The organism is Mesorhizobium sp. WSM4887 (assembly GCF_029625865.1).
GTDB lineage: Bacteria > Pseudomonadota > Alphaproteobacteria > Rhizobiales > Rhizobiaceae > Mesorhizobium.
This window is the reverse complement of sequence record NZ_JARTVP010000022.1, coordinates 26536-35496: the sequence shown is the minus strand read 5'-3', so window position 1 is coordinate 35496 and position 8961 is coordinate 26536. Positions and strand designations below refer to the sequence as shown.

General features: G+C 63.5%; 14 protein-coding genes. 5 read left to right on the top strand and 9 right to left on the bottom strand.

The genetic code is table 11. From position 1 onward, the window contains the following. The 3 genes from P9230_RS31490 to P9230_RS31480 form a co-directional block, all read right to left on the bottom strand. Positions 1 to 701: methyltransferase domain-containing protein (locus tag P9230_RS31490; RefSeq protein ID WP_278121696.1), on the bottom strand; the 701-nt coding region annotated here is incomplete at its 3' end. Next, a complete protein-coding gene (locus P9230_RS31485; RefSeq protein WP_095801535.1) occupies positions 698 to 1765 on the bottom strand; it encodes a type III polyketide synthase in 1068 nt (355 codons plus the stop codon). The genes P9230_RS31490 and P9230_RS31485, both read right to left, overlap by 4 nt. Positions 1766 to 1993: 228 nt before the next feature. After that, positions 1994 to 2152: a hypothetical protein gene (locus tag P9230_RS31480; RefSeq protein WP_156751168.1), complete on the bottom strand. Its 159-nt coding sequence runs from the start codon at positions 2150 to 2152 to the stop codon at positions 1994 to 1996. Between the two features lie 237 nt (positions 2153 to 2389). Between P9230_RS31480 and P9230_RS31475 the strand changes: the two genes are divergently transcribed. From P9230_RS31475 to P9230_RS31465, 3 genes are all read left to right on the top strand, one after another. Beyond that, on the top strand, positions 2390 to 2536 hold the full coding sequence (locus P9230_RS31475) for a hypothetical protein (protein ID WP_082954140.1): 147 nt from the start codon (positions 2390 to 2392) through the stop codon (positions 2534 to 2536). Between the two features lie 569 nt (positions 2537 to 3105). Beyond that, a complete protein-coding gene (locus P9230_RS31470) occupies positions 3106 to 3324 on the top strand; it encodes a hypothetical protein (protein WP_095783325.1) in 219 nt (72 codons plus the stop codon). A 107-nt stretch (positions 3325 to 3431) separates the two neighbouring features. Further along, positions 3432 to 4136: an SOS response-associated peptidase gene (locus P9230_RS31465; RefSeq protein WP_278121694.1), complete on the top strand. Its 705-nt coding sequence runs from the start codon at positions 3432 to 3434 to the stop codon at positions 4134 to 4136. Here the strand turns inward: P9230_RS31465 and P9230_RS31460 are convergent. The 4 genes from P9230_RS31460 to P9230_RS31445 form a co-directional block, all read right to left on the bottom strand. Next, a complete protein-coding gene (locus tag P9230_RS31460) occupies positions 4133 to 4348 on the bottom strand; it encodes a hypothetical protein (RefSeq protein ID WP_278088265.1) in 216 nt (71 codons plus the stop codon). The genes P9230_RS31465 and P9230_RS31460 overlap by 4 nt on opposite strands. 70 nt (positions 4349 to 4418) lie before the next feature. Further along, positions 4419 to 4898: a class I SAM-dependent methyltransferase gene (locus tag P9230_RS31455; RefSeq protein WP_278121692.1), complete on the bottom strand. Its 480-nt coding sequence runs from the start codon at positions 4896 to 4898 to the stop codon at positions 4419 to 4421. A gap of 123 nt (positions 4899 to 5021) precedes the next feature. Further along, on the bottom strand, positions 5022 to 5282 hold the full coding sequence (locus P9230_RS31450) for a hypothetical protein (protein WP_278121690.1): 261 nt from the start codon (positions 5280 to 5282) through the stop codon (positions 5022 to 5024). Positions 5283 to 5285: 3 nt separating this feature from the next. After that, positions 5286 to 5546, bottom strand: a complete 261-nt coding sequence (locus tag P9230_RS31445; protein WP_127215614.1) for a hypothetical protein — start codon at positions 5544 to 5546, stop codon at positions 5286 to 5288. Positions 5547 to 5683: 137 nt separating this feature from the next. Here P9230_RS31445 and P9230_RS31440 point away from each other — a divergent pair, with 137 nt between their 5' ends. Continuing rightward, entirely contained in the window at positions 5684 to 5884 is a 201-nt protein-coding gene (locus P9230_RS31440) for a hypothetical protein (protein ID WP_278121687.1), read from the top strand. A 14-nt stretch (positions 5885 to 5898) separates the two neighbouring features. On the opposite strand, the gene P9230_RS31435 is transcribed toward P9230_RS31440, so the two are convergent. Further along, entirely contained in the window at positions 5899 to 7338 is a 1440-nt protein-coding gene (locus P9230_RS31435; RefSeq protein WP_278121686.1) for an FAD-binding oxidoreductase, read from the bottom strand. A gap of 222 nt (positions 7339 to 7560) precedes the next feature. On the opposite strand from P9230_RS31435, the gene P9230_RS31430 reads away from it, so the two are divergent. Continuing rightward, the gene (locus P9230_RS31430) at positions 7561 to 7890 is read left to right on the top strand and encodes a hypothetical protein (protein ID WP_127246655.1); all 330 of its coding nucleotides are present in this window, start codon (positions 7561 to 7563) and stop codon (positions 7888 to 7890) included. 113 nt (positions 7891 to 8003) lie between these two features. On the opposite strand, the gene P9230_RS31425 is transcribed toward P9230_RS31430, so the two are convergent. Beyond that, on the bottom strand, positions 8004 to 8936 hold the full coding sequence (locus P9230_RS31425) for a dimethylarginine dimethylaminohydrolase family protein (RefSeq protein WP_127325416.1): 933 nt from the start codon (positions 8934 to 8936) through the stop codon (positions 8004 to 8006). Positions 8937 to 8961: the final 25 nt, after the last annotated feature.

Sequence of the window (8961 nt, the reverse complement as noted above, 5' to 3'; positions counted from 1 at the left end):
ATCGCCGAGGCCCCGACAAAGACATGCGAGAAAGGCCCTGCGCGCCGTTCCTCGAGCGGGTTGCCGCCGGCGGCAGCCCAAAGATCGGAAAGCTCGTGGCCGCGAAAGCCGGCGCGGACGCTTTCAACCGCATCATGTCGCGTGACGTCGTTGACGCCAATTGCCGGCAGAATCCGGGCCGCGACCAGTGCAAAGCCCGCCCGCAGCGGTTCCGTCGCCAGGATGAGCGGCGCCTTGGGCCGCAATAGCGAGAACAGGCGAAGCAGTGCAGCATCGTTGAAATGATGCAGGAACAGGTTGACCGTGATCGCGTCGAAGGCCCTGCCATCCGCCCTCTCCGCCCAATCGAAGACATCTGCGGTGATGGTTTCGATCGTCCATCCCAGCCCGGCGAAATCCGCCGCAAGCTTCGGCGTGGCGAGGCCGATGCGATCGAGCATCGTCAGCTCCACCTGGCGCCAATCGCGTGCCATGCGCCTCGCCACCTTGAGCATGAAGGTGCCGTCACCGGCGCCGATCTCCAGGATGCGGCCCGGCGGCCTCGCCAAAAATTTCCGCATGAGCGAGGCCATGATCGGCGCCTGGAACATCAGCGCGTTGATGCGGGCGAGATCGCGGCGCGAGCGGATTGCCCGCGCATCGTCGGCCGCGAGCCCGTCCAGGATTTCCGGAACGAGGCTGCGTTCAGCGAGCGCACTCATGAAACGGTCCTGAACAGCATGGTCTCGGCCGTCAGCCCGGGCCCGAACGACATGCCGCAGCCGAGCAGCCCGCCCGGCTTCTTCAGCATCTTCTCCATCACGAACATGACGGTTGGCGACGACATGTTGCCATATTGGCGAAGCACCTCGCGCGAGGGCTCGAGCGCGGCGGGCTCGAGTTCAAACGCCCTTTCGACGGCGTCGACAATGCTGCGGCCGCCGGGATGCACAGCCCAGAGGTCGATCGCTTCCGGCGCCCGGCCTGCGAGGATCGCGTCCCGGTTGCTGCGCAGGGCTTCCTGGACAGCGGCCGGCACCTTGCCGGAAAGAACCATGTCGAAACCTTGGTCGCGGATATCCCAGGTCATCAGCTCGCGCTGCTCGTTCACGACGGCGCAGCGGAAGGAGTCGAGCTCGATGCCGGGCGGCTCGGCGGTGACGATGCTCGCCGCGCAGCCGTCGCCCCAGAGGCAGAAGCACAGCAGCTTTTCCAGTTCGGTGGTTTCCCTGATGTGCAGTGTGCAGATCTCGATGTTGACCAGCAGTACCCTTGCCCCCGGATCGGAGCGTACGATGTGACGTGCAAGCTTGAGGCCGTTGACCGCAGCGTAGCAGCCCATGAAACCGATCATTGTGCGTTCCACGCCGTCCGCAAGGCCGCAGCGCTGAACCAGGTCGAGGTCGATGCCGGGCGCGGAGAAACCGGTGCAGGTGGTGACGATGAGGTGTGTGATGCGCGAAGCCTCGTTGCCGAGATGCAGCCCGTCGACGCCCTTTTGTGCCAGCGTGGGTGCGGCCTCTGCGAACATAGCCATTCTGGCGGCCGTCCCGGGAAATGCCCCGCGCTTGAAGATCCCGCCGAGATCGACCGACGGCCCTTCGGGATCGAGAGCCGGGGCAAAGCAGGAGAAGCGGTGGTCAATGCCGGCAAGCCCGGCCATGCGTTCGAATAGTTTCCTGCGGTCGCTGCAGAGCATGGAGGCCGCGTAGCGCAGGTAGAACTGGTGGACTTCATGCTCCGGAACCGCCGTCGCGATCCGGTTGATGTAGGCGTTAGCGGACATGTACTGTCTCCCTGGGCCTCGGCGCGGTGCGCGCTGTTGCCGGAGGGGTTCCTTGCTCATGAGCGCGCTTTGGCAGGCGCCAAGCGCTGACCGTTGCCTGTTCGATAAACGTTTCGGAAAACCGGTTTCTTCCCTGGCGTGCAACCCCGAAACTAAAAGATTTGAAAGGGATGATAGGCAAAATCAAAGTGTTACGCGCCCTAGCAGCAGGCAAGGATTTCGGGTCGATCACTTGCTGCCCTGCACCGTTCCGGGCACGATCAAGGCTCCCTGATCGCGCTCTGAATATCTGAAGCCGATAAAGAACAAGGCGATGATGATGAGGCCGACCGCCAGCACGATGGCGAGGGTCCTTCCCGGGTTTTCGGCAGGCGGCCTATCTAGCATGGTGGTTCGCCTCGCATATAAACCTGGCGAGGGCGGGAAGGGTTCCCAGGCGGGTAGAACGCTCGCCCGGTCCGACATTGACGGTATCGGCAAGGAAGCGGGAAGCGCACGCACCCCAGCGGGCGAATAGCGACTGACCGTCGATAGCTGCAAATTGCATCAATCGAATTGTGAGAAAATTAATCAGGGCTTTCTAATATTGTTGGTCACCCGGCAACGAATTCCGGTAACGGACCCATGACCAAGAACCTTGGCAACGCCAAGCCCAACGCCCCTGCGGGCGAGATAAGATCCTCGCCATTCGGCAGGATAGCGCCGGCGCTGTTCCCGCTGGCAGTCGTGGCGCTGGGCTACCTCGTGGGCAAGCAGTTCTTCGGTTTCTGATGCTGGGCAAATGTTCTGTGGAGGCGGGCCGGAGCCTCGCGCGGGCCGGTGGTCGTATTCGGCCGTTTGCGCCCCTCCCACTGCTTTGGTCCTAGGGCCTAGGTCGTTCTTGCCCTTGCATTAGTACAAGCGCATGTTCGAAGTAGCCGGCAGGCTCGCAAACTCCGGTCAGGCCCGGCCGCCGAACCCAAAACACCCCCCCAGGCTGCCGGGCCGCCGGCGCGCCTCGCAAGCAAAGCCCCCCAATCCGCAACCAGCGCTACTGCCGTGCGAACCTGCACGCGCTCACAATCGCTCCAAAGCGCTCGAGAGGCGTATCGTTGCGCGGACCGGGCGCCGCATCGAAGTCGAATTCTACCTAGGGTGCCGCTCAAGCTTTCAGTGTCTGGATTTTATCCATTTTGAACGGCGCTTACCGGAAATCTGTATTTTCGACATCAAGTGTGCTCGTGCCTTGCAACTATTCTCCTGCTGAGGATAATAAGCGGTTGCTTGCGGCGACCCTTCGTGCGTTAAATCGTATTGCTGTTCGAGGATGCAATTCTTAGGGCGACGAGCTGGAGCTGCACATGGTGGCAGGCGAACCAGACAGTGTCCGCGTAAAATTCATCAACGGCCAATGGCTGGTGCGCGTCGTCGAAGGCGGCCGGCTGGCCCATCAGTTGTTCAACATCCACGCGGAAGCCGAAGCCTTCGCCGAGGAGGAACGCCACCGGCTGGGCCTGCCGGGCGAGCCGCCGGCCGCGGAGCCGGTCGAGCCAAAGCGGCGCCGCGGGCGCAGACACTGAGCGCCCAATATCGTCAATTTCGTGTGGCTTGCCTTCGCCTCACCGGCAACCAGTTTGCGCTCCGCGGAAAATGCGGGAACAATCGGCGGGACGGGGAAGTGCTGCCGATGTGCAATCTTTACAACATCACCACCAGCCAGGAAGCGATCCGCCAGTGGTCGCGAGCGCTGCGCGACATTTCGGGCAATCTCGAACCTTTGGTCGACATCTATCCGAACCAACCGGCGCCGGTGGTGCGCAATGCCACCGACGGCAGCCGCGAGCTCGCCCGGCTGCGCTGGGGCATGCCGACGCCGCAAGAACGCGTGCGCGGCAATGCCGATCCGGGCACGACCAACATCCGCAACCCCCAATATGCCCACTGGCTACCTTATCTCGGCGTCGAGAACCGCTGCCTGGTGCCGGTGACGAGCTTTGCCGAACCCTCGCCGACGCCCGGCCAGAAGGATCCGCAGACGGGAGTGCAGAAGAATTTCTGGTTTGCGCTGAGCCAGGAGCGGCCGCTGTTCTTCTTCGCCGGCCTGTGGACGCCGTGGCAGGGCGTGCGCAAGGTCAAGGAAGGCCCGGGCGAGCACGAGCTCTACGGCTTCCTGACGACAAGGCCGAACGCGTTGATCGCGCCGATCCACGAGAAGGCGATGCCGGTGATCCTGACCACCGAGGCGGAAACCGAGCTGTGGCTGACAGCGCCGTGGTCGGAGGCGAAGACGCTGCAGCGGCCGGCGCCGGACGACGCGCTGGTGATCGTGGACAAGCCGGCGACGCAGATCAAGTTTCCGGCGGAACCGCCGGCGCAGGGGTCGTTGTTTTAGCTCCTCGCCTTCTGCAGCACCCAGATATAACCCTTGGGCGGATGGTCCTGGTCGATGAACTGGGTCTTGACCTCAGTGTCCTTGCGGCCGCAGCGCTTGCAGCGGAAGCGGATGGTTTCGAGCGGCTTGTTCCAGCCGACCACCTTGGCCACGTCGTTCGCTTTGAAGCGGCCGGCGTGGTAGCAGTGGCGGCATTCGACTATGAGCAGCATGTTGGCCTTGACCGCCCGGCCGACGAAGCCGCGGAAACGATGCCGGATGTGAAGTGAGCTGTGGTGGCGGCTAGTTCACGCGCCAGAGGAAATAAGGCCAGTCCGGCGTGTCGAAGGGCAAGGGGGTCCAGCGCGGCGACTGCATCGCCCGGTCGCTGACCACTAGGCCACCCGGTGCCATCAACGCATCGATGAGCGCCGCCAGCCAGCCGGCCTGGGCGGTGTCGCGGGCGCGGTCCTCACTGCCGAAATCGGCATGGGCCAAGGCTGCGGGCGCGCAGCCGGACAAGGCGGACAGCGTTTCGCGGAAATCGCCCAGCACAAGGTCGGCGCCGGCCGGCGCCGCATCAGCCGGGGCGTGCAGGTCGCGGTCGAAGGCGATGATCCGGCGGTCCGGAAACAGTTTGCGCAGATGGCTGTAGGTGCGGCCCTTGCCCAGGCCGATCTCCAGCACCGGGCCGGGCAAGCCCCGGGTCTCCTCCGCCGCCCGCTCCAGCGCCCGGCGCTGGGTGGTGAGGCGGGCGATCATGCGGTCGAGGCGGCTGTCCATGGGCGCTCCGGGCAGGCTCGATGGTGTCGAGGGCCGCCACTGTAGCTTCGGCCAGGGACACCGTCGATCCCGAACGCGGTAAAACCAGGTCTCAGAAATAGCTCGCGTGTTGAGTGACAGCTGCTATCCCCTCGCCTTCTGCAGCACCCAGATATAACCCTTGGGCGGGTGATCCTGGTCGATGAACTGGGTCTTGACCTCAGTGTCCTTGCGGCCGCAGCGCTTGCAGCGGAAGCGGATGGTTTCGAGCGGCTTGTTCCAGCCGGCCACCTTGGCCACGTCGTTCGCCTTGAAGCGGCCGGCGTGGTAGCAGTGGCGGCATTCGACTACGAGCAGCATGTTGGCCTTGGCCGCCCGGCCGACGCTGTCCATGGGTCCGGCCATTTCTCATGTCCGGTCTGAATAATCCTCAGGCAGCGGCAGCAGGCCGAGCCAGGCGGCGCGGAAATCGAGGTCCCTGCCCGCCACCGCGCTCATCACCTCATGCAGCCTCTCCACCAACCCGTTGAGCCGCCAGTACATTTCGCCGTTGGTCTTGAGATTGAGCTGCGCCGCCAGCACGGTCTGGCGCAGTTCCAACGCATCGCGAATGATCGCCTCCGCGTCCGACCGGAACAATCTGTCATAGCGGCTTTTCCGTCTACCCAACGCGGCTCTCCGTGATCCTGAGCAACCGCCCCATCTGCTGACAAAATAGGAACCCGTTCCTCGCTGAGTCAATTCGTCGTTGACAATTTTGTTCCCTTTTTGTTTACATGCTAGTGGGAACCTGCGGAGCACCCGAGATGGATCACATCGTCAGGCTCGACAGCCGCGAGCAAGCGGCGCTTCAGGCAATCGCCGAGCGGTTCATCGCCCGGCACAAGGGCGACCCGGTGAAGGCGCTGAAGGAGATGATCGTGTTCAACGGCCATCTCCAGCAACGGCTCGACGCGCTCCAGGCTTCAAGGCTTCGTCAACGAGACGCGTCGGGACGGCGCGGCTGAGGCATGCTGCCCCGTCAGGCGGCCCGCAGTCCTTCCTTCGGACGCAGGTTCTGGTTCATGCGGAACAGGTTCTGCGGATCGTAGCGCTGCTTGATCTCGAGCAACCGGCGATAATTGCCGCCATAGGCCGCTTCGACACGGTCGATCTCATCCTCCGGCATGAAGTTCACATAGGCCGTTCCGGCAGCATGAGGCTTTGATGCTTCATAGATGTCTCGAGCCCATTCGATGCAGGCCTTGTCCATGGCCGGTTCGCGCCAGCGGGCGTGAACATTCATGACGAAATGCGAGCTCCGCTGCGGAAACGCCGTCGCTTCCGCCGGGACGCGGCCAGCGACGCCGCCGACATGGCCGAAGAATATCTCGCATTCGGGACCCGGAAGCCTGGATATCGCGGTCGTGGTGATCTCGATCGCGCTGTCGGAAAGCTCGGTGAAGTCATGGCTCTTCCAATAATTGCGGGCGCCAGGCGCGAGCAGCGGATCGAAGGCCTGCTGCCAGCCCGTGAACGGGTTGGGACCGACGACGTCGGCGATCGGCGTGCCGATGGCGCGGAGCTTTTGCGTCGCCTTTTCGCCAGCCTCGATATCGCCGCAACAGCACATGGCCAGCACCAGCACTTCCTTGCCGTGCCATTCGGCCGGCAGGAAGGGCAGCGGCGGCGCCTGCCGCATGACCACCCAGCAGGTCAGTTCGTCGGGGGCGGTTTCGAGCGCGGCGCGGTATTCCCGAAGCACCTTCCCGGCATCGGCGAAGGGATGGACGACAAGGCCCGACAGCACTTGCGGCCCGAACTGGTGAAGTTTGAACTCGAACCCCGTGACGACGCCGAAATTGCCGCCGCCGCCGCGCAGCGCCCAGAACAGGTCCGCGTTCTCGGTCTCGCTGGCGCGCAGCAGCTTGCCGTGCGCGGTTACCACGTCGGCCGAAACGAGATTGTCGATGGTCAGCCCGTATTTACGGGTGATCCAGCCGAAGCCGCCGCCCAGCGTCAGGCCGGCAATACCGGTGGTCGAGTTGATGCCGGTCGGCAGCGCCAGTCCGAAGGCCTGTGTTTCCCGGTCGACATCGACAAGCGTGGCGCCGGGTCCGACCCAGGCGCGCCGCGCCGCGACATCGACCCGCACAGACTTCATCATGGAGAGATCGATGACGAGGCCGCCCTCGCAGATGGCGCTGCCGGCAATGTTGTGACCGCCGCCGCGCACGGAGACGAGAAGTCCGTTCTCACGGGCGAAATTCACCGCGGCAACGACATCGGAGGCGCCGACGCAGCACGCGATCAGCCCGGGCCGCCGGTCGATCATGTCATTCCAGATGCTGCGCGCGCCGTCGTAGCCGGCGTCACCCTCCCGCAGCACCGTGCCGCGTATTTGCGTCGAAAGCGTTTCCAGGGCGGCGGCATCGACTGTGGTCTTGCCGCCCTCAAGGGCAGTGAAGCTCATGGCATTCATGAATTCCTCCCGTTCTTGTTGATGAGCCCCCTCCGCCCGAATTTTAGTGTGCGCTCATGTTCGGCATCCCGCAAGTTATCGCGGGCAGCGAGCCGGCCGTGCGGGCGTTGCTCAACAAACGATTGGCAAGAACGGCACGCGCCTTGCCTGCAATCTTGACGGGCAGGAATAACAGGCTCTCAATCAAGAGAGATTATCGCTGCGGATATAGGGGAACGCCGCATGAAACGCATGTTGTTTGCCTGTTCGATATCGTCTGTGCTGCTATTGTCAGCGAACCGGGCGTTTGCGTTCAATTTCGGCTTCGTCAGAGTGCCGGACTGGATGGATCCTTATATCGGCGTGCTCGTTGCCGTCACCCTCTTCTTCTGGCTCGGACTGGCGGCGACAAAGCCGAGCGGCGTGCCGTTCAAGCAGGTGCGGTATGTGAAGATTTCGCCCATAGCGAATTTCTTCTACCTCGGCATCGCCTTCTTCTTCACCATCATGATGATTATGCTGTTCGCCGGCATGGGCCTGAGGCGATACGCTGAGTGGACCGGCGCAGCGTAGAGAGAGAGCGAAACGGGACAGATCGAAGCTCTTTCGCGCCCCCTTCTGTCCTGCTGGAGATCTCCCCCTCAAGGGCCCTCAAGGGGGAGATTGGCAGCTTCGGCGCCGTGCTCCTATGCCTTCACCCGCTTCAGCGCCTGCGCCATGCAGTGAATGCCGCCGCCGGTCTTGGAGATCTCGCTCATGTCGACGGCCGCCACCTCGAAGCCGCGTGCCTTCAGCTTTTCGATCAGCGTCTTGCTCGAGGTCGGGGCGATCACCCTGTCCTTGCCTAGCGACATGAAGTTGCAGCCGAGCGCCATCGTATCCTGGAAGGGCACGTCGATGATCTCGTGGCCCTTGCCCTTCAGCCAGTCGACGATGCCGGGCTCGGTGCAGGCAAGGCAGACGGCGGTGAGCTTTTCGGCGATCGGCACCACCATCAGGTCTATGTGCACGTAGTATTCGTCGATGAAGGCGATGCGCGTCTCCCAGCCTTCCTTGTCGAACCAGGCCTGCACCTGGCGCGCTCCCTCCTCCTGCGTGCGGGCGCCGCCGCAGCCGATCAGCACCACGCCTTCCTCGATGACGTTGAAGTCGCCGCCCTCGAAGGTGCCGGCGGTCACCATGTCGTAGATCGGGATGCCGAGCTTCTCATAGGTGCGGATGGCGGCGTAGTTCTCGCCGCGCCGCCACCAGTTGGCCATTGCGGTGATGAACGCGCCGTAGGGCGTCATGACGCTGGAGTCGCGCGAATAGACCTGCATCGGCAGTTCCGGCGTCGGCTCGTGCCAGTGGATGGTGACGCCGAAATGCTCGTAAGCGGCGACGAGGTCCTTGTGCTGCGCCTGGGCGATCTGGATGTTGCAGGGCGCCTCGCGCAAATGCTTTCTGGACAGCGAACTGGTCGAAAGATGGCGAAGGAAATTGGGCGAGCCGAGCAGCACGTCGCTCAGAACGTCGGTCTCGTTGGCGAAGCCCCAGGCAGTGAGCGGCTTGGTGCCGCCATTGGGATTGCGGCGCTGCAGCGAGAACGGCTCAGCGACGATGCGGTCATGGACGGTCATGGTGTTCTCCTCGGGGTCGGTCTGC

Excerpts from the sequence above, each read along its gene's own strand:
- P9230_RS31465 (WP_278121694.1), top strand. The coding sequence starts at position 3,432 with ATGTGCAATCTTTACAACATCACCACCAGCCAGGAAGCGATCCGCCAG.
- P9230_RS31480 (WP_156751168.1), bottom strand. The coding sequence starts at position 2,152 with ATGCTAGATAGGCCGCCTGCCGAAAACCCGGGAAGGACCCTCGCCATC.
- P9230_RS31485 (WP_095801535.1), bottom strand. The coding sequence starts at position 1,765 with ATGTCCGCTAACGCCTACATCAACCGGATCGCGACGGCGGTTCCGGAG.
- P9230_RS31470 (WP_095783325.1), top strand. The coding sequence starts at position 3,106 with ATGGTGGCAGGCGAACCAGACAGTGTCCGCGTAAAATTCATCAACGGC.
- P9230_RS31425 (WP_127325416.1), bottom strand. The coding sequence starts at position 8,936 with ATGACCGTCCATGACCGCATCGTCGCTGAGCCGTTCTCGCTGCAGCGC.
- P9230_RS31450 (WP_278121690.1), bottom strand. The coding sequence starts at position 5,282 with ATGGCCGGACCCATGGACAGCGTCGGCCGGGCGGCCAAGGCCAACATG.
- P9230_RS31460 (WP_278088265.1), bottom strand. The coding sequence starts at position 4,348 with ATGCTGCTCATAGTCGAATGCCGCCACTGCTACCACGCCGGCCGCTTC.
- P9230_RS31475 (WP_082954140.1), top strand. The coding sequence starts at position 2,390 with ATGACCAAGAACCTTGGCAACGCCAAGCCCAACGCCCCTGCGGGCGAG.
- P9230_RS31440 (WP_278121687.1), top strand. The coding sequence starts at position 5,684 with ATGGATCACATCGTCAGGCTCGACAGCCGCGAGCAAGCGGCGCTTCAG.
- P9230_RS31430 (WP_127246655.1), top strand. The coding sequence starts at position 7,561 with ATGAAACGCATGTTGTTTGCCTGTTCGATATCGTCTGTGCTGCTATTG.
- P9230_RS31435 (WP_278121686.1), bottom strand. The coding sequence starts at position 7,338 with ATGAATGCCATGAGCTTCACTGCCCTTGAGGGCGGCAAGACCACAGTC.
- P9230_RS31455 (WP_278121692.1), bottom strand. The coding sequence starts at position 4,898 with ATGGACAGCCGCCTCGACCGCATGATCGCCCGCCTCACCACCCAGCGC.